This is a genomic window from Mesorhizobium sp. M0040 (assembly GCF_040323505.1).
Classification (GTDB): domain Bacteria; phylum Pseudomonadota; class Alphaproteobacteria; order Rhizobiales; family Rhizobiaceae; genus Mesorhizobium.
Window position 1 is genome coordinate 1 of sequence record NZ_JAMYVA010000021.1, and the last position, 17,813, is coordinate 17,813.

The 17,813-nt window shown below is 62.4% G+C and carries 17 protein-coding genes; 6 read left to right on the top strand and 11 right to left on the bottom strand.

Annotated features, from left to right (window positions below; all coding sequences use genetic code 11):
* Window positions 1-354: 354 nt before the first annotated feature.
* The gene (locus NKJ91_RS18830; RefSeq protein ID WP_023675234.1) at window positions 355-759 is read right to left on the bottom strand and encodes a Fur family transcriptional regulator; all 405 of its coding nucleotides are present in this window, start codon (window positions 757-759) and stop codon (window positions 355-357) included.
* A 211-nt stretch (window positions 760-970) separates the two neighbouring features.
* Here NKJ91_RS18830 and NKJ91_RS18835 point away from each other — a divergent pair, with 211 nt between their 5' ends.
* The 3 genes from NKJ91_RS18835 to NKJ91_RS18845 all read left to right on the top strand — a co-directional run bounded on the left by NKJ91_RS18835 (window position 971) and on the right by NKJ91_RS18845 (window position 4,356).
* Window positions 971-3,172: a caspase family protein gene (locus NKJ91_RS18835; protein ID WP_352456779.1), complete on the top strand. Its 2,202-nt coding sequence runs from the start codon at window positions 971-973 to the stop codon at window positions 3,170-3,172.
* A 102-nt stretch (window positions 3,173-3,274) separates the two neighbouring features.
* Window positions 3,275-3,655, top strand: a complete 381-nt coding sequence (locus NKJ91_RS18840; RefSeq protein WP_352456780.1) for a hypothetical protein — start codon at window positions 3,275-3,277, stop codon at window positions 3,653-3,655.
* Window positions 3,652-4,356: a DUF4760 domain-containing protein gene (locus NKJ91_RS18845; protein ID WP_352456781.1), complete on the top strand. Its 705-nt coding sequence runs from the start codon at window positions 3,652-3,654 to the stop codon at window positions 4,354-4,356. Before NKJ91_RS18840 ends, NKJ91_RS18845 begins: the two co-directional genes overlap by 4 nt.
* An 84-nt stretch (window positions 4,357-4,440) precedes the next feature.
* Here the strand turns inward: NKJ91_RS18845 and NKJ91_RS18850 are convergent, their stop codons facing one another.
* Complete coding sequence (locus NKJ91_RS18850) at window positions 4,441-5,523, bottom strand: trypsin-like serine peptidase (RefSeq protein WP_352456782.1); 1,083 nt, start codon at window positions 5,521-5,523, stop codon at window positions 4,441-4,443.
* Window positions 5,524-5,914: 391 nt separating this feature from the next.
* Between NKJ91_RS18850 and NKJ91_RS18855 the strand changes: the two genes are divergently transcribed.
* The gene (locus NKJ91_RS18855; protein WP_352456783.1) at window positions 5,915-7,003 is read left to right on the top strand and encodes a S1 family serine peptidase; all 1,089 of its coding nucleotides are present in this window, start codon (window positions 5,915-5,917) and stop codon (window positions 7,001-7,003) included.
* A 67-nt stretch (window positions 7,004-7,070) separates the two neighbouring features.
* Here NKJ91_RS18855 and NKJ91_RS18860 read toward each other — a convergent pair whose 3' ends face one another.
* Window positions 7,071-7,421 carry a hypothetical protein gene (locus NKJ91_RS18860; protein WP_352448357.1) on the bottom strand — a complete coding sequence of 117 codons (351 nt, stop codon included), beginning with the start codon at window positions 7,419-7,421 and terminating at the stop codon, window positions 7,071-7,073.
* A 190-nt stretch (window positions 7,422-7,611) separates the two neighbouring features.
* Between NKJ91_RS18860 and NKJ91_RS18865 the strand changes: the two genes are divergently transcribed.
* The gene (locus tag NKJ91_RS18865) at window positions 7,612-7,908 is read left to right on the top strand and encodes a DUF2934 domain-containing protein (RefSeq protein ID WP_352456784.1); all 297 of its coding nucleotides are present in this window, start codon (window positions 7,612-7,614) and stop codon (window positions 7,906-7,908) included.
* A gap of 56 nt (window positions 7,909-7,964) precedes the next feature.
* On the opposite strand, the gene NKJ91_RS18870 is transcribed toward NKJ91_RS18865, so the two are convergent.
* The 8 genes from NKJ91_RS18870 to NKJ91_RS18905 form a co-directional block, all read right to left on the bottom strand.
* A complete protein-coding gene (locus NKJ91_RS18870) occupies window positions 7,965-8,657 on the bottom strand; it encodes a molybdate ABC transporter substrate-binding protein (protein ID WP_352456785.1) in 693 nt (230 codons plus the stop codon).
* Between the two features lie 117 nt (window positions 8,658-8,774).
* Window positions 8,775-9,821 carry an L-glyceraldehyde 3-phosphate reductase gene (gene mgrA, locus NKJ91_RS18875; RefSeq protein ID WP_352456786.1) on the bottom strand — a complete coding sequence of 349 codons (1,047 nt, stop codon included), beginning with the start codon at window positions 9,819-9,821 and terminating at the stop codon, window positions 8,775-8,777.
* A gap of 129 nt (window positions 9,822-9,950) precedes the next feature.
* Window positions 9,951-11,099, bottom strand: coding sequence for a Gfo/Idh/MocA family protein (locus tag NKJ91_RS18880; protein ID WP_352456787.1), 1,149 nt, complete (start codon window positions 11,097-11,099; stop codon window positions 9,951-9,953).
* A 12-nt stretch (window positions 11,100-11,111) separates the two neighbouring features.
* Window positions 11,112-11,858 (bottom strand): sugar phosphate isomerase/epimerase family protein, encoded by a 747-nt coding sequence (locus NKJ91_RS18885; RefSeq protein ID WP_352456788.1) that lies wholly within the window; start codon window positions 11,856-11,858, stop codon window positions 11,112-11,114.
* A 104-nt stretch (window positions 11,859-11,962) separates the two neighbouring features.
* Window positions 11,963-13,075: an ABC transporter ATP-binding protein gene (locus NKJ91_RS18890; protein WP_352456789.1), complete on the bottom strand. Its 1,113-nt coding sequence runs from the start codon at window positions 13,073-13,075 to the stop codon at window positions 11,963-11,965.
* Window positions 13,076-13,080: 5 nt separating this feature from the next.
* Entirely contained in the window at window positions 13,081-14,016 is a 936-nt protein-coding gene (locus tag NKJ91_RS18895) for a carbohydrate ABC transporter permease (protein ID WP_352456790.1), read from the bottom strand.
* A complete protein-coding gene (locus NKJ91_RS18900) occupies window positions 14,009-14,902 on the bottom strand; it encodes a carbohydrate ABC transporter permease (protein ID WP_352456791.1) in 894 nt (297 codons plus the stop codon). Before NKJ91_RS18900 ends, NKJ91_RS18895 begins: the two co-directional genes overlap by 8 nt.
* A 107-nt stretch (window positions 14,903-15,009) precedes the next feature.
* Window positions 15,010-16,248 carry an ABC transporter substrate-binding protein gene (locus NKJ91_RS18905; RefSeq protein ID WP_352456792.1) on the bottom strand — a complete coding sequence of 413 codons (1,239 nt, stop codon included), beginning with the start codon at window positions 16,246-16,248 and terminating at the stop codon, window positions 15,010-15,012.
* A gap of 394 nt (window positions 16,249-16,642) precedes the next feature.
* Between NKJ91_RS18905 and NKJ91_RS18910 the strand changes: the two genes are divergently transcribed.
* Window positions 16,643-17,692 (top strand): LacI family transcriptional regulator, encoded by a 1,050-nt coding sequence (locus NKJ91_RS18910; protein WP_352456793.1) that lies wholly within the window; start codon window positions 16,643-16,645, stop codon window positions 17,690-17,692.
* Window positions 17,693-17,813 lie beyond the last annotated feature (121 nt).

Sequence of the window (17,813 nt, forward strand, 5' to 3'; positions counted from 1 at the left end):
CAATACGGATAAGGTGTTCCACGGACGGCTCCCTTGTTTGAGATCTCAACGAACTCATTCTGGCACATCCGATGCCGTCGGGCGCCGTCCACCCCATCATGCCGTGACATCAGAGTGTTGCTGCGGTGCAGAACTTTTGATGCAGGCTGGACAAGGAAGGTGTGAAGGATCGCTATAGAGCGCTTCATTCTGAGCCGCTACATTCTTCGGCTGATGTAACGGCATGGATCCCAGGGTCTCCGCGACGTCGCTTCGCTCCTGCTCCGCCCTGGGATGACGAAGCTTGGTGGGTATCAGCCAATCTCAAAAGATTGCGATAGTTCAAGCCCCGCAGCGGAACCATTGGCAGGCCCTTCAAGCCGCTTCAGCCAAACACTTCGCACATGTCCCACGAAACTCGATCACCGCCTTCTTGGCGGCGAAGCCGGTCGAGCGTACCCATTCGTCGAGCCGGTGTCCGACATCGTGGTCGGAGAACTCAGTCACCTGGCCGCAGGTGTCGCAGATGGCAAACGCTGTCATCGAATGGCTGTGGTCGTGCGGCTCGGCACAGGCGACGAAGGAATTGAGGCTTTCGAGCCTGTGCACGAAGCCGGATTTCACCAGCGTGTCGAGCGCCCGGTAGACCTGCAGCGGCGCGCGAAAACCGCGCTCGCGCAGTTGGTCGAGCAACGTATAGGCGCTGAGCGGGCCGCTGGCGGCCTCGAGCTTCTCGAGAACGCAAAGCTGGTTCTTCGTCAGTACATCCCTTGCCGCCATGATCCTGTTCCAAGCCGCTCCGTGCCGATCGCTGCCATTTCGCAAGCAGTCGGACCTCTTCCACTGAGATAGCGACGAACTGCCATTTTTGCTACTGTTTCTATTCGCAGCCGGTGGTCGGCTGGCCGGCGGCGCCATATTCAAAATACTGACAAAATCCTCGGCCAGGCTGGCCGTGCTTGGAAATTCGATCGGGCTTGGGGAAGCAATCATGATCAAAGTGACGCGGCGGACGCTGCTTACCTGCACGTCCGCGCTGGCCGCTGCCGGCCTGGTGCCGTTTCGGGCATTCGCAGCGGCGCGCACCTACCATGCGCTGCTTGTTGCCTGCACCGATTACCCGAACCTGCCGAAGAAAAACTGGCTGATCGGACCGAAAAACGATGCCGGCCTAGTGCGCGATTACCTCCTGGGGAACACGCCCGCGCCGGTAAAATTCCTGGCCGAAAACGTCACGCTGCTCGCCAAGGATGTCGAAGGCGCCAACGGACCGCCGACACATGCGGCGATCAAGGCGGCGTTGGCCGATCTTGCCGCCAAGGTCCAGCGCGACGATTTCGTCTACCTGCATTTGTCCGGTCACGGCGCGCAGCAGCCGGCAGCGAACAAGGGCGACGAGACGGACGGCCTCGACGAGATTTTCTTGCCGTCCGACATCGACAAATGGGTGAACCGCGAAAAGGGCGTGCCCAATGCGCTGGTCGACAACGAGATCGGCACCGCGCTCGACGCTATTCGCGACAAGGGCGCCTTTATCTGGGCCGTGTTCGACTGCTGCCATTCCGGCACGGCGACGCGCGCCGCCGAGGTCGACGACGAGTTGGAACGCAAGGTCGAGTTCGCCGATCTGGTTGGCGGCGACGACGCTGCCAGGGCGGCTGCGGTGAGAGCCTATGACGAGATTGCGTCGGCCGCGCCGCGCGGCTTTGACGAGGACGGGCAGCGCAAGCCGGCCTTCAAGCTGACGCCGACCGGCGCCGAGCCGACCACCAAGGGCAAATTGGTCGCCTTCTACGCGGCGCAGACGGTGGAGACGACGCCCGAGATGCCGCTGCCCAAGGGCACGGCCGATGCACCGCGTTTCGGGCTGTTCACCTTCACCATCCTGTCGAAACTGGCCGAGAACCCCAACATCACTTATCGCCAGCTCGGCCAGGCCGTGCTGCAGCAATATTCGGCGGACGGCCGCACCCGGCCAACGCCGCTGTTCGAGGGAGAACTCGACGCACGCGTCTTCGGCACCGACAAGACCGAGGCGGTCATGCAATGGCCGATCGTCATCGAGAACGACAAAGCCACGATCGGCGCCGGGTTGCTGCATCGCCTCACCCCCGGCAGCAGGCTCGCAATATTGCCGTCGGCGCTGTCGCCGCTGTCCGAGGCGCTTGGCTATCTCCAGGTTCAGTCGGCGAAAAACCTGGAAAGCCGGGTCAAGCCGGTCGAGTTCGGCGGCAAGCCGGCGCTCAAGCTGGCCGACATCCCCGCCAATGCCTATGCGCGGCTGGCCGAGCTCGCCGTCGACTACAAGCTCGTGGTCGCGCGGCCGGCAGCGGCCAAAGGCCTCGAGAAAGAGGCCGCGCTGGCGAACTCGGTTCTCGACGAACTGGCGGCCAGGGAGAACTCAGGGTTCCACATCGCGCTGGTCGAGCCCGGCAAGAGCGCAGATCTGCGTCTCGCAGTGCTGCGCGAGAACGCCATTGCCGGCGCCGCGGAAGACGCCACCGACGCGCCGGCGCTGTGGTTCCTGCCGGCTTCGGGCGACATGACGCTCAAGGGCGGCAGCAAGCCGCCGTTGATCGTCATTCATCCGGACGGCCGCGAAAAGTTGATCGAGGCCGCCGCAGGGAATCTGACGAAAATCTTCCGCGCCATCGGACTGTCGAGGCTGGCCGCCGCTTCCGATTATCGGCCGGAAGAGGTCAGCGTCGAGTTCCGGATCAAGCGTTTTGACAGCGACACGCTGCAGCCGATCGAACCGTCGACGGTGCCGCGTGTTTCGCCCGACGATCAGGTCCACGTGCTGGCCAGGAACGGTTCGACCAACCTGGTCGACATCAACGTGCTCTATGTCGGCTCCGACTATTCCATCCAGCATTTTCTTGCCGAGCGCCTGACCGAAGGCGCCGTGCTCGAGGAAGGGCTGTTCAAATTCACCGACACCAGCTTCGGCATGGAGCGGATGATCGCCGTCTTGACCGAAGCACCGCCGCAGAGCGAGAAGCAGGATCTGAGCTTCCTGGCGCAAGAGGGGGTTGTCTCGGTAACGCGCGGGCTCGGACAGCCAAGCTTCTCCGATATGCTCGCCGATATCGGCATGGCGCCGGCGACGCGGTCGGCCATGCGGCTTACCGACGACAAGGGATCGAAGGGCGCCGTGATGATCTTCCCGATGGAGACGGTGCCGCGCGCCTGAGGCGGGGTCAGGTGCCCGGCCGGGCCTCTTGCCTAATCGGCTGATAATGAACATTCTTCGACCGCCGCTGTCGGCGGCCGAACGGAACGGATGAGGGCGTTCGTGAACAGGATCGTATTTTCGTGGCGCGCAACAACCGCCGGCCTTGTCGCCGGGCTGTTGCTGGCCGCCAATGCTTCGGCGGACGAGGCTTGCGGCCTCTGCGCCAAGGAGGTCGTCATCAATTCCGAACTGGCGAGTTGCTTTCTCGACCAGTATGACCAGATCGCCAAAACCAGCAACGCCGCCGTCGTCGTCGATCTCAGCAGTTGCACCTCGCGCGGCGTGGTCGAACCATTGCCGTCGCCGAGCAAGGCGCAGGTGGCGCCTGACGTGCAGTTCATCGTTTCGCGGGCGCAGCTGGATTGCCTGAAGAAGAAGCTGGAGACGCCGGGCATCGTGCTCGACCCGTCCGCTACCATAGAACTGGACAGCTGCGGATGACGAAAGCGGGGGGCAACGCAACGCAGCAGGCAGTGACGGCGCCGGTACCGCAAAAGAAGCCGGTGTCGCTGCCGGAAACCGTCGAAGGCCTGCCGTGGGTGAGCAATCACGAGGTCAAGAAGGAGGCGAACCCATTCACCGATCGCGACTGGCGCATGCTCGTCTATGCCTGGTCCGGATTGCTGGTGCGCCTGGCGATCATCTTCACCTTGATCTTTTCGGTCTACCAGTTCCTGGCGAACCAGGAGCAGAAGCGCGTCGAGCAAACGATGTCGCTGGTCGAGCTCTGGGAAAGCAAGGATTACCAGCAGGCGCAACGGGCCCTCAAGCAACGCCTGGCGGCGCTCAACGCCAAATACGGCAATCTGCTCAGTGCCAATCCGACTCCGACCGAGGAACAGGTGTTCAGACAGCGCATCGGCATCGAAGCGATGAGCGCAACCGGCGGCGACATGCCGCTTGCCGAGTTCAGCGACAATTTCGACCGCATCGTCTATTTCCTCAACCGCCTTTCCTTCTGCGTCGAAGGCAGGCTGTGCTCGCGCGACGTCGCCGACTCCTATTTCCGCGACTATGCCGCTTCGTTCTGGAGCTATTTTGCCGGCTATATCGACAAGGAGCGCAAGGCCGGTTCACCGACTTTCGCCCAGCCGATCGAGAACTATGTCCGCCAGGCGCCACCCTCGGCCCAGTCCAGATAATTCCCGAAAATGCGAAAGCCGGCGACGGAAATGCTCCGCCGCCGGCCGGTTTTCCGCGACGATCGCGGCCGAAATTCTGCAGGCCTATTTGTACAGGCTGTTGATCCACTGGACGTTGATGGCGTTCAGACGCACGGCTGTGTTGGCATCCGGGCTCTCGGCCACGTTCACGCCGGTGATGACGCGCTGCTTGGAGCCATTGTCGTAGGCATAGACCGAGCTGCCGCTCGATCCTGGATAAGTGTCGCAGTCGTACTGGAAATACTCGGTGGCGATGTGTTCGGCGAGCACTTCGCAGGTCGCCTTCCACATCGTGCCCATCGGCTTGTCGCCGGGATAACCGACGATGTTGGCGGTGAAGTCGCCAAGATCCACGTAATTGGCATAGCCCAGCCAGCCGAGATTGGTGCCGACATCCTGTTTCAGGGTGACGATGCCGAGATCCCACGGCACGACCGAGCCGTAAAAGCCCTGGTAATTGTCGATGAAGCCCTGGACGATATAGGCGCTTTCATAGGTGAAGGCGCCGAACGGTGCGTCGTCGGCGGTCTTGCCATTGAGAGCCGGGACGAACAGGATATCGTCCAGCCAGGCCTTGTCTTCGTGGCTGTAGAGGCAGTGCGCCGCGGTGAGCACCGTGCGCGGGCCGATCAGCGTCGCCGAGCAGCTGCCATAGCTGCCGCTCTTCGATTTGCCTTCGAGATAGCCGATCGCCGTGAACGGGTAGGTTTTGGTATTCTTGATCTGCTCGCGGTCGTCCGTCCCGAACACCTGGCGGCCGGCCTCTTCGCCTCCGCTCAGCCCGGAATTCTCGGACTTCTGTCCCTCGGCGGGCGCGTTCATTTCCTTGATGACAAGGTCCTTCAGCGTCTCGTTCGGATCGATCTTGATGTCCTTGCCATCGGCGGAGCGGCCGACGATGCCATAGGATTTGACGGCCGTTGCTTCGTCGGTGAGCGGCGCGGCGCGGTTGGCCTCGTCCTCGGTCAGTTTCGGCGGGGCGATCGGTTTCGCCCGGCCAGGCTTGTAATCGCCCGATGTTACGTCCCGCATGCTTTCGCCGTTGCCGGCATTGGCGGAACCTGGATCGGCAGCCAAGGCAGGAACCGCCCACATTGCCGTGGAAAGCAACGCGGACGCAATAATGCACTGTGTCAGTTTTGTCATGGTGAGACTCTCCCAAAACTCAGCAAGGACTGGATCAAGATACAGAAATATTGTCGAGATCGTGGTGGCGCAGAAAAATGAAATTAGTTACCGGTGCCTTTACCGGGCCATTATTCAGTGCAGCCAGTTTAGGTCCCCGCCAAAAAAGCCTGCACCGGTATACTGCCTAAAATAATCCAACATTGGCAACGACAAATTGCTTCCACATAGCCCGTGGGGGGCTATAGGATTTTGGGCGGGTTTGGCTCGACAGCACGACTAGCAGAAATGGTGCTCGGCTTTGTGACGGATCGTGCTTCGCCTTGGAGCATGATCTCACCGGCCGGTTCCATTTTAGTGGATCATGCGTCGGCGACTGACCTGTCGGGAACATCGTCTCAGGGGGTTCGAGGTGAAGATCATCCATAGGTTCAGACCGATTGCCGCCGCCGCGCTGCTCGGCATCGCGGCGGCCGTGCCGGCCGTCAATTCCGTTCATGCCGGAGACGCGGCCGCCCGGCCGGAGGCGGCAATCTCGCCGATGAAACGCGTGGCCGAGGCCAGGGCAAAGGCCAGGGTGGAGAATCCCGACGGCGCCGATCGCGTCTACGGCGGCGAAGAGGCCGAGAAGGGCGCTTACCCGTTCCAGGTGGCATTGTTGACCACCAACAGACTGGACAAAAGCCCGGCGTCGCAGGCGAATGCGCAGTTCTGCGGCGGCAGCCTGATCGGGCCGCAATGGGTGCTGACAGCGGCGCACTGCCTCAATGACGACGGCGAACCGATTTCGCCTGATGTGGTTACCGTGCTCACCGGCGCCACCGATCTCAGCGAGGGCAAGCGCTACAAGGCGGCGGAAATCATCGTCAACGAGGGCTATAGCGAGCAGACGCTGGACAACGATCTCGGCTTGATCCGGCTGGCCGAGCCGGCCGATGCCCCGACCATCAAAATTGCCCGTGAGCCGACACCGGACACCGGTAAGACGACGGTCACCGGTTGGGGCAAGATGCAGGACGGAACGTTTCCCACCGCGCTGATGGTCGCCGACCTGGATCTCCAGCCGAACGCAACCTGCAACAGCGGCATCAAGGCGATTTATGCGCGTGATTTGAAGGCAGCGCTCGGCGAGCTCGCCCGCCGCATGCGTTACTCGGAAAGGGGCATCGAGGCGGCCGCCAACGCGATTGCAGCTGACATGGCCGATCCGCTGACCGGCAACATGATCTGCGCCGGCACCGCCAGCGGCGAGCGCGATGCCTGCAATGGCGACAGCGGTGGACCGCTGTTCATGACCGGTGCCGACGGTCCGCTGCAGGTCGGTGTCGTCAGCTGGGGCGAAGGTCCGGCCGACGGCAGCACCGCCTGCGGCCACAAGAACGCCTACGGCATCTACACGCGGCTGGCGAATTACACCGGCTGGATCGAGGAGAAGATGAAGACGGCAGCGCCCGCAGCGCCCAAAGCCCTCGGCACGGCGCAGAAGCCCGCCACGCCCTGACCGGTGTCATTTGCTGAATGACGGCGGGAGCAATCCCGCCGTTTCTGCCCGGAACCTTCGGTTGGGACTAAAACCAGCGATCGCGGCGCTGGTCTGTGGCGGCCAAGGCGAGGCCCAGTAGCGCCCCTACGGCCGCTCCGAGTATGAAGGCGGACGATACTGTCCCAGGATTCTCCTGGACAACCCCGGACACCGTCTGCGCCCTGTTGCGCAGGGCTTGTGCCGTCCGCGAGGCGCGCTCAGCAGCGTTGCCATACCAATCGCCGGCGTCCTCGATCGCCTCTTCCGCGCGTTCCGCCAAGGTTCGGTTGATCTTGTTGATCTCGCGCCTCAGCTGCGCGACCTGCTTCTCCAGGGCTTCCTGAGCTTCACGTTGAGTCATCTTCGGTGCTGCGGATTCGTTTGGTTCGTCGGCCATTGTAATCTCCTTTGCTCAGGCTCGGCTCAACGGCCGGCCCACTGTGCAGGTTCCTCCGCAAAACGCGTATGTCCGGTGTTTGTTCGGTGAGAAACCGGCTTTTGTCCGGCATGTCTGCGAATTCGGCATCAACATCGGATCGTTCCGGCGCTCCCCGCGTTGGTGAAAACGCCACAAGGGAGGAACCGCCATGGACGACGATCGGCATGAAAAAATTCGGCAGCGAGCCTATGAAATCTGGATGCGCGAGGGCCGCCCGGATGGCGCGCATGAGCGTCATTGGCAGCAGGCGAAGCAAGAGCTTGGCCTCGACGACGCGGACGTTCCGGCGGGAACGATCGCCAGTTCCGACGTTCTGACGGTCGAGGCACTGGCGATGCGCACCGGGATAACCGGTGATCAGGCGCAAGAGCTGATCGACAGGCTTGGCAACGACAGGGCGACGCTGGAGGAAGCCGCGCGGAACCTCAAGGCAGCCGAAAGTTAGAGCGTGTTTGAGAAGGGGATTTCCAGCGTGGCTCCGGCGTACTTCATCGCACGCTCTTAGCGGCGCTCGACACCCCTTGCCGCCAGGATGTCATCAACAGCTGCCGACATCAGAAATGCCGACAGCTGGTTGGCAGCTTCTGCGTCCGTCGAATCGGCGCTGATGCCGATGGCGAAGTCGACGTAACTTTGGAGTTCTTCCGGAAACCGACCGACAAGCACGACATCGGGAGCGGCCGCGAGAATCGAAGTCACGGGAACCACCCCCAACTCGGCTTCCCCACGGCCCACGGCCGGCGCTGTCTGCCCTCCTGGTATGGCCACCAGCTTGGGCTTCACCTCATCCGCTATCCCCAAACGTTCCAGCAAACCGGAGAAGTAGCCACCGCTGGTTCCTTCACTGGCGTAGGCGATCGATCTGGCGCTCTTCAACGCCTGTTCGAATGCTTCCACGGACCCGATGTCGAGCGGTCGACTGCCTGCCTTGGCTGCCACCCCCATTGCTATCCGGCCAAACGCCACCTGGCTCCCCGCCTTGACCTTTCCCGAGGCAGTCAGATCCTGAACCAGGTCCGGATTGGTGATGACGAGGTCAAAAGCTTCCCCAGCTTCAATCTGCTTCTTTACTGTCGGATTGAGCTCCCACCTGACCGCAACTGTGAATCCCGTGCCCGTTTCGAACCGGGGTATGAGAGCTAGAATGGCGGGGCGGACCGCAATAGCGCCAAAAAGCCGGATTTCCTGATTCATCGCCTAACCCCGAATCGGACGAAACGACCTTCTTGCAATACCCATCCAGCTGCCCGGCCATTCTATGCTCAGCGTCCCGGAAGCCGTCGCCCTTCGGCCACCGGATGCCGTCATCGCCTACTTCCTCGGCGGCCCCTTGCGCTCGGCCGATGCCGCCCAGAGATTGATGTCCGACTCGCGGGCAAAGGTGTCGATCTCGGCGAGCTCGGCATCGCTGAAGTCGAGCGCCTTCAGCGCGCCGACGCAATCCTCGACCTGTTCCGGCCGGCTGGCGCCGATCAGCGCCGACGTCACCCTGCCCCGGCGCAGCACCCAGGCCAGCGCCATCTGCGCCAGCGTCTGGCCGCGGCGACGGGCGATGACGTTCAGCGCCTCGATATTGGCGATCGACTTGTCGTTGATGAATGCCGGGCGCAGCGACTTGCCCTGGCTGGCGCGGCTGCCATCGGGGATGCCGCCGAGATATTTGTCGGTCAGCATGCCTTGCGCCAGCGGCGAGAACACGATGCAACCGACGCCAAGCCCCTCCAGCGTATCGAGCAGGCCGTCATCCTCGACCCAGCGGTTGAGCATCGAATAGCTCGGCTGATGGATCACGCAAGGCGTGCCGAGCTGCTTCAATATGTCGGCGGCCTCGCGTGTGCGCTGCGAATTATAGGAGGAAATGCCGGCATAGAGCGCCTTGCCCGAGCGCACCGCGTGATCGAGCGCGCCCATCGTCTCTTCCAGCGGAGTGTCTGGGTCGAAGCGGTGGGAATAGAAGATGTCGACATAGTCGAGCCCCATCCGCTTCAGGCTCTGGTCGAGGCTGGCCAGCACATATTTGCGGCCGCCCCATTCGCCGTAAGGCCCTGCCCACATTTCGTAGCCGGCCTTGGTCGAGATGATCAGCTCGTCGCGATAACCGGTAAAGTCCGTCCGCAGGATCTCACCAAACGCCCGCTCCGCCGAGCCGGGCGGCGGGCCGTAATTGTTGGCGAGGTCGAAATGCGTGATGCCGAGATCGAACGCCTTGCGCGCGATCGCCTGCTTGGTTCTATGCGGCGTGTCGTCGCCGAAATTGTGCCACAGCCCAAGCGAGATCGCCGGCAGCTTCAGGCCGGACCGCCCGCAGCGATTGTAGACCATCTTGTCGTAGCGGTTTTCGGCGGGGACATAGGGCATGGGAAATCCTCAAATCGAAACGAGCCCGACGGCTGCCGCCGCGACAGTGGGGCAGTCGAGCTTGCCACCCTTAGCCTCTCCCCGCGCAAACGGGGAGAGGCTTTTTGCGGTGCTTGGGAGGTGCGCCGCCTACTTGGTTTTCTTCTTCGCCAGCAGCTCCTTCGCCGCCTTGACGCCGAGTGCCGCGGGCCGCTCGCAGCTGGTCTGCATGGCGACGAACTTTCCGGTCTCGCCCGAACGCAACAGGCCGGTCATGACGTCGACGGCATGCAGCGCCAGTTCCATCGAGCAGCGGTGCGGCCGGCCTTCCCTGATCGCGATCGCCATGTCGGCCAAACCGGCGGTGCGGTAGTTGGCCATCATGCCTTGCGAATGCATCTCGTTGGGCACGCCGAACGGATGCGGCCATTTCGGCAGCTTCTTCACCGGTTTGGCGGCTTCGGTGTAGCGCACTTCGCCGCCGAAGAAGTTCGGATCCGGCACGAACACCGTGCCCGCCTCGCCATAGAGTTCCATCGGCGCGTGGCCATGGCTCCAGACATCCCAGCTGGTGTTGAGCGTCACCATGGCGCCGTTCTCGAATTCCAGCACGCCGTGGATCGTCGTCGGCGTGGAGACCGGGATCTTTTCGCCGGCGCGCGGCTTCGAGCTGATGATGCGTTCCGTCATCGGGATCGAAGCGAAGGCGGCGACCTGCTTCACCGGCCCGATCAGCTGGATCAGGTTGGTGATGTAATACGGTCCGATATCGAGCACCGGCCCGGCGCCCGGCTGGAAGAAGAAGTCCGGATTGGGGTGCCAGTGCTCCATGCCATGGCTCATCACATGACAGGTGCCGCTGGTGATCCTGCCGAGCCTGCCGGTGTCGATCAGGTCGCGGACAAGCTGGTGCGCGCCGCCGAGGAAGGTGTCGGGGGCCGAACCGATGCGCAGCCCCTTGCTTTCCGCCCGTTTTTTCAGGTCGAGCCCTTCCTTGACCGACAGCACGAAGGGCTTCTCCGAATAGACGTGCTTGCCGGCGTCGAGGATCTGCTTCGACACCTCGTAATGCACCGCCGGAATGGTCAGGTTGACGATGATGTCGATATCGTCGGCCTTGAGCAGCCCCTCGACGGTCTCGGCGCGCAGCTTGAACTCTTTTGCCCGCGCTTTCGCCGCTTCCATGTTGATGTCGGCGCAGGCGCGCATCTCGATGCCGCGAAACAGCGGTGCCAGCGAGAAATACGCCTTCGAGATGTTGCCGCAGCCGATGACGCCGATGCCAAGTTTTGTTGCCATGCTGGTGTGCTCCTAATAGGTCTTGGCGGCTGCGATCGAGCGGCGGGCGAAGCGCTCGATATCGTTGGGATTGTCCTGTTCCATGACGTAGTATTTTGCGGCGCTTTTGGCGCGTAGCGCCTTGATCAGGCCGGGCCAGTCGATGGTGCCGTGGCCGACATCCGACCAGCCGTCCTCGTCGAGGCCCTCGCCCGGCTTGGCCAAGTCCTTGACATGGACGGCGACGATGCGCTTGCCGTGCTTCTCGATCCAGGGCAGCGGATCGACGCCGCCGCGCACCACCCAGGCGACGTCCATCTCCCAGCCGATGTCGGGCGCCGAGGACAGGATGTGGTCCTGCGGCACCGAGCCGTCGGCGAGCGCCTTGAACTCGAAATCATGGTTGTGCCAGGCAAAGCCATAGCCGGCTTTCCTGGCCGTCTCGCCGACCTTGGCCAGGCGTTCGCCGAAGCCGCGCCAGCCGGCTGTGTCGGCCGGCCTGAACTCGGCGTTCAGGAACGGGCAGATGAGCAGCGTGATGCCGAGCGCGTCGGCCGTCCTGCGCACGCCGTCGAAATCCTTCTCGAGCGCGTCGATCGAGAAATGCCCGGTCGGCATGGCGAGCCCGTTCTTGTCGAGCTCGGCACGGAACGCCTTGGGACCGTCATAGACGCCGCCGAACCCTTCGACTTGGCTGTAACCAAGCTCCCCCAGCATCTTGAGCACGCCCTCCCAGGGCTGGAAATTGCGGGCGCTGTAAAGTTGGAATGACCAGTTCATCGTCTCTGTCCGTTTTCTTGTGGATGGTTAGTTTTGGGGGGATGAGTCTTGGGGGAGTGGAAGAGTCTTGGGAGTGGAAGAGTCTTGGGAGGCTAAATCATGCTCTAGAGGCGGTTACCTGTGGCGGCGTCGAAAAGCGAGGCGCGCATCGGGTCAAAACCGATGCCGACCGCCTCGGCGTTGTTTGGCGTGCGCTCGGCTGTCACCCGCACCGTGAAATTCTGGCCGGCGAGCTTCAGCCAGACCAGCGTGTCGGAACCCATGGGCTCGACGACCTCGACATTTGCCGTGGCTGCGAACGGCCATCCCGTGCCGCTGTTGAACGCCACGTGCTCGGGGCGGATGCCGAACACGGCCGGCCCTGGCACCGGCTCCTTCTCGAAAGCATAGGTGGCAAGCGGTATCCGCACATCATCGGCGACGAAGTGCCAGTCGCCTGCCGCTTGCTCCAGTCTGCCGTCGAGGAAGTTCATTGCCGGCGAGCCGAGGAAGCCGGCGACAAACCGGTTGACCGGCCGGTTATAGATGGTCTGCGGCGCATCGAGCTGCTGGATGACGCCGCCCTTCATCACTGCGATACGGTCGGCCAGCGTCATCGCCTCGATCTGGTCGTGGGTGACGTAGATCATGGTGTTCTCGAGCTTGCGATGCAGCAGCTTGATTTCGACGCGCAATTCCGCGCGCAGTTTGGCGTCGAGGTTGGAGAGCGGTTCATCGAACAGAAAGACATCGACGTCACGCACAAGTGCGCGCCCGATCGCCACGCGCTGGCGCTGGCCGCCGGACAGCGCCGCCGGCTTGCGATGCAAAAGCGGTTCGATCTGCAGGATCTCGGCGGCCCGGGCGATGCGTTTGGCGATCTCGTCCTTGGCGAGGCCGGCAACGCGCAGCCCGAACGACAGGTTCTTCTCCACCGTCATCTGCGGATAGAGCGCGTAGGACTGGAACACCATGCCGATGCCGCGATCCTTGGGCTCTTCCCAGGTGACGTTCTTGCCCTTGATGAAGATGCGGCCTTCGGAAACGTCGAGCAGCCCGGCAATGCAGTTGAGCAAGGTCGACTTGCCGCAGCCGGACGGGCCGAGCAGCACGATGAATTCGCCTTCGGCAACATCGAGGTTGAGCGTCTGCAGCACCGATATCGCACCGAAATTCAGCGACAGGTTCTGGATCGAGACGCTGGTGCCGTTTGCCGCAATGCTGCCGTTTGCGTTCATCGCCATCATCCTTTCACCGCGCCGGCGGCGATGCCGCGCACAAACAATTTTCCGGACAGGAAATAGACGATCAGCGGCACCAGGCCGGTCAGGATGGTGGCTGCCATGTTGACGTTGTATTCCTTCACGCCTTGCACCGAGTTGACGATGTTGTTGAGCTGCACCGTCATCGGATAGGTGTCGGGGCGGGTGTAGACGACGCCGAACAGGAAGTCGTTCCAGATGCCGGTCACCTGCAGGATGATGGCGACGACAAAGATCGGCAGCGACATCGGCAGCATGATGCGGAAATAAATGCCCCAGAAGCCGGCGCCGTCGACACGCGCTGCCCGGAACAGCTCCTCCGGCATGGAGGTAAAGTAGTTGCGGAACAACAGTGTGAGGATCGGCATGCCGAAGATGGAATGGACGATCACCAGGCCGCTGAGGCTGCCGTAGAGGCCGACTTCGCGCAGGATGATGACGATCGGATAGATCATCACCTGATAAGGGATGAAGGCGCCGACGATCAGGATGATGAAGAAGGTGTCGGCGCCTTTGAAGCGCCAGTTGGCAAGCGCATAGCCGTTCACCGAGGCGAGCGCGATCGACAGGATCACCGACGGGATGGTGATGCGCACCGAATTCCAGAAGCCACGCGACAGCCCGTCGCAGTTGAGCCCGGTGCAGGCGCTCGACCAGGCCTTGACCCACGGCTCGAAGGTGATCTCCATCGGCGGCGAGAAGATGTTGCCGAGGCGTATCTCGGGCATGCCTTTGAGCGATGTCACCACCATCACGTAGAGCGGCAAAAGATAGTAGAGCGCAACCACGATCAGCGTGCCGTAGAGGAAGATGTTGCGGCGCGAGAATGTGTGGCGCGGCTTCGGCCCGCTCGGCCCGTAGGCTTCGAGCCCGCCGGCGCCGGCAATGGCGGGCAATGAAATGGCTTGGTCAGACACGCTTCTTGCCTCCGAACTCGAGATAGGCCCACGGCACGATGACGATGATCACCGACAGCAGCATCATGGTCGAGGCGGCGAACCCCTGACCGAGGTTCTGGGCGAAGAACATGTAGTCATAGACATATTTGGCCGGGACTTCGGAGGCGATGCCGGGCCCGCCGCTGGTCTGGGCGACAACCAGGTCATAGATCTTGACGATACCGGCAGCGATGATGACGAGCGTGGTGATGAAGACCGGCCGCATCATCGGTATGATGATGAACAGATAGGTCTTCCAGGTCGGTATCCCGTCGACCCGCGCTGCCTTCCAGATATCCTCGTCGATGCCGCGCAGGCCGGCCAGCATCAGGCACATGATGAGCCCGGTGCCCTGCCAGAGAGCGGCGATCAATATGCCGTAGATGACGATGCTGGAATCATAGAGCGGATTGAAGCTGAAGCTCTCCCAGCCGAGGCTGCGCACCACTCCCTGGATCCCGAACTCGGGGTTGAGCAACCACTGCCAGACGAGGCCGGTGACGATGAAGGAGAGGGCGAAGGGATAGAGGAAAATGGTCCGGAACGTGTCCTCGAACCGGATCTTCTGGTCGAGCAGGGCGGCAAGCAGGAAGCCGATCACCAGCGAGAACAGCAGCGACAGCACGCCGTAGATCAACAGGTTCTCGATCGAGACCAGCCAGCGCGGCACCGACCACAGCCGGTAGTACTGGTCGAGCCCGACGAAATTCAGCCGTGGCAGGAGCTTCGAACTGGTGAAGGAATAAAGCACCGTCCACGCGCTGCCGCCGACAAAGATCACCAGCGCTGTGAGGATCATTGGGATCGAGGCGATTTTCGCATTGAGGTTGCGAAAGAGTTGGCTAGGGCGTTCGCTCTTGCTCATCTGCACAGCCGCGCTGGATCGGGTAAGGGCCGGAGGGTCAAGAGGCCTTGACCCGAGCTCCCGACCCTGCGTTTGCAGGGGCGGGAGTGAGGCGGTCGGTCGATCGCTCAATCGGCCGAACCGACAATGGCGGCGAAGCGCTTCTGCGCATCTTCCACGGTCATGTCCTGCTTGGCGAAGAACTCGGAGAAAAGATCCTCCTTCTGCTTCTGCGTATCCTGCGAAAGCAACTGGTCGGTCCAAGGCATGACATTGCCCTTGGCGAGAATTTCGAGCCCCTTCTTCATGCAGTCGTTCGCCGCCTTGAGGTCGACGTCGCCGCGCACCGGCAGCGAACCTTTCTTGAGATTGAAGGCGACCTGCGTCTTGGGATCGAGCAGCGTGTGGGCCAGCACTTCCTGTGCCTTCGATTTTTCGGGATCCTTCAGCAGCGGGAAGTAGAAAGCGTCGCCGCCGGTGGCGATGACCTCGTTGAGACCGAGGCCCGGAAGGCAAGTATAGTCCTTGCCGGCGGTCTGGCCGGCAACCTGGAACTCGCCCTGCGCCCAGTCACCCATGATCTGGCCGCCGGCCTTCCCGGTGATGACCAGATTGGTGGCCTGGTTCCAGTCCTGCACATTGGTGTTCTTGGCCATCTTGCGGGCGTCGTCCGCGGCCTTGAAGACCTTGGCGACCTCGGGCCCAGCGGCGAATTCCGCGTCCTTGTCCTTGTAGACCTTGAGGAAGGCGTCGGTGCCGCCGACCGCCGCAAGCAGCACGTCGAAAGCGCCGGAGGCCTGCCAGGGCTGGCCGCCGACCGCTAGCGGCTGGATGCCTGCCTTTTCAAGCGCGGGCGCCGCAGCGACATATTCATTCCAGTTCTTCGGCACCGGCACGCCGGCTTTTTCGAAGGCCGCGTTCGACAGCCACAGCCACTGCCAGGAGTGGATGTTGACCGGCACGCAATAGATCTTGCCGTCGAGGGTACAGCCGTCGAGCAAGCTCTTCGGCTGCACGATTTCCGTCCACTTTTCCTTGGTGGCGAGATCGGTGAGGTCGCGCATCAGCCCGGCCTGCACCAATTCTTCCGCCTGCCGGCCGTGATTGAACTGGGTCGCGCCCATCGGGTCGCCGCCGGTGATGCGGCTGATCATGATCGGCCGCGCCGTGCCGCCGGAGCCGGCGATGGCGCCGTCAACCCAGTGATTGCCGGTTGCGTCGAAAGCCTTGGCGAGTTCGGCGACCGCTGCCGCCTCGCCGCCGGAGGTCCACCAATGGGTGACTTCCAGATCCGTCGCGGCCGCCGGGCCGGCAAATTGCAGCGCGACCGTCGCAGCCAGCGCAGCAGTCATGAGTTGGTATCGCATTTCGTTCCTCCCAGAATCTGAAACGTTACAGATTTTCGATACGGCAATTGCTTGAGGCGCGCAACCCCTCAGGCGAAGGTGGCATCAAGTTTTTTCGAAGCGCGAATAAAATCGGGTGGCTCGTCGGCCTACCGCATCGCAACAAGAGGGGTTGCACTGCAAAATGCAATGCTGCGACGCCAGAAAACCGGAAAAGCCCCCTCTGTCGCTCTTTTTAGCGCCGACCGGAGTGCCGCTCGTTCTGCATCTGTCACCAGTGATATGGCGACGGTCGTGACAATCTGTAACGTTTCAGTATATAGCGGTTTCATTCGGTGAGGGCCCGCGGCGAACCCGCGGCCGGCCGATTGCCGGCCTGTCCGGCAACTGTTATGCGCCTGACGGGGCGGGATGAATGAACAGGCATCAAAAAGAGAAGGCCGACGAAGCGTCGGGCCAGGGCCGGCCGACACTGAAGACGCTCGCCTTCATGACCGGGCTGGGCGTCACCACCGTGTCGCGCGCGCTGAAGGACGCGCCCGAGATCGGCGCCGAGACCAGGCGGCGCGTCCAGCTTGTCGCCAAGCAGATCGGTTATCGGCCCAACCGTGCCGGCGTCCGCCTGCGCACCGGCAAGACCAATGTCATCAGCCTGGTGCTCAACACCGAGCACGAGATCATGAGCTTTGTCTCGGACATCATCTACGGCGTTTCCGAAGTCATTGCCGACACGCCCTACCATTTGATCGTGACACCCTACTCGCGCTCGCAGGATCCGCTCGACCCGATCCGCTACCTCGTGGAAACCGGTTCAGCCGACGGCGTCATCATTTCGCGCACGCAGCCGAACGATCCGAGGGCCCGTTATATGCTGGAGCGCGGCATCCCCTTTGCCACGCATGGCCGCACCGATATGGGGCTGATCCATCCCTACCATGATTTCGACAATTACGCTTTCGCAGCCGAGGCAGTGCGCCATCTGGCCGGCCTCGGCCGCCGCCGCCTGGCTCTGTTGGCGCCGCCGGTCGAGCTGACCTATCACGGCCACACGCTCGCAGGCTTTGCCGATGCGCTGAGCGAGGTCGGCGCCAGCGAGATTCCGTTCAACACCGTTTCGATCGATCATTCGATCGAGCAGATCAGAATGCGGACCGCACAGCTGATGCGCCGCGAAAGCCGCCCCGACGGTTTCATCAGCAGCGCCGCCGCCGCGACGCTCGCCATCGTCGCCGGCATCGAAGACGCCGGCCTCAAGCTTGGCCGCGATGTCGATGTGGTGTCCAAACAATCGTCGGAGCTTCTGCACCTGTTTCGCAGCGAATTGCTGGTCGTCAACGAGAACTTCCGACTGGCCGGCGCCGAACTCGCCCGCTCGGTGCTGGGCTGGATCGGCGGCGCCGCACCCGGCTCCTTGCAGAGCCTGAGCAAGCCGACCGGGGTTCTGGCATATCGCCGTCCCGACTAGAGCGGATACGTTCAAATTGAACTGGGCATCCCGCTCCATCTATTTGTCTTAGCCGCATTTCTGCGACGCCAAGTGTTCCACTTGGCTGCAAAATGCGCGCTGCTGACTGGCAGCCTTGGGG

Coding starts and splice junctions, on each gene's coding strand:
- NKJ91_RS18900 (WP_352456791.1), bottom strand. CDS start 14,902: ATGAGCAAGAGCGAACGCCCTAGCCAACTCTTTCGCAACCTCAATGCG.
- NKJ91_RS18890 (WP_352456789.1), bottom strand. CDS start 13,075: ATGAACGCAAACGGCAGCATTGCGGCAAACGGCACCAGCGTCTCGATC.
- NKJ91_RS18865 (WP_352456784.1), top strand. CDS start 7,612: ATGGACGACGATCGGCATGAAAAAATTCGGCAGCGAGCCTATGAAATC.
- NKJ91_RS18885 (WP_352456788.1), bottom strand. CDS start 11,858: ATGAACTGGTCATTCCAACTTTACAGCGCCCGCAATTTCCAGCCCTGG.
- mgrA (WP_352456786.1), bottom strand. CDS start 9,821: ATGCCCTATGTCCCCGCCGAAAACCGCTACGACAAGATGGTCTACAAT.
- NKJ91_RS18850 (WP_352456782.1), bottom strand. CDS start 5,523: ATGACAAAACTGACACAGTGCATTATTGCGTCCGCGTTGCTTTCCACG.
- NKJ91_RS18845 (WP_352456781.1), top strand. CDS start 3,652: ATGACGAAAGCGGGGGGCAACGCAACGCAGCAGGCAGTGACGGCGCCG.
- NKJ91_RS18905 (WP_352456792.1), bottom strand. CDS start 16,248: ATGCGATACCAACTCATGACTGCTGCGCTGGCTGCGACGGTCGCGCTG.
- NKJ91_RS18830 (WP_023675234.1), bottom strand. CDS start 759: ATGGCGGCAAGGGATGTACTGACGAAGAACCAGCTTTGCGTTCTCGAG.
- NKJ91_RS18860 (WP_352448357.1), bottom strand. CDS start 7,421: ATGGCCGACGAACCAAACGAATCCGCAGCACCGAAGATGACTCAACGT.
- NKJ91_RS18870 (WP_352456785.1), bottom strand. CDS start 8,657: ATGAATCAGGAAATCCGGCTTTTTGGCGCTATTGCGGTCCGCCCCGCC.
- NKJ91_RS18910 (WP_352456793.1), top strand. CDS start 16,643: ATGAACAGGCATCAAAAAGAGAAGGCCGACGAAGCGTCGGGCCAGGGC.
- NKJ91_RS18880 (WP_352456787.1), bottom strand. CDS start 11,099: ATGGCAACAAAACTTGGCATCGGCGTCATCGGCTGCGGCAACATCTCG.
- NKJ91_RS18835 (WP_352456779.1), top strand. CDS start 971: ATGATCAAAGTGACGCGGCGGACGCTGCTTACCTGCACGTCCGCGCTG.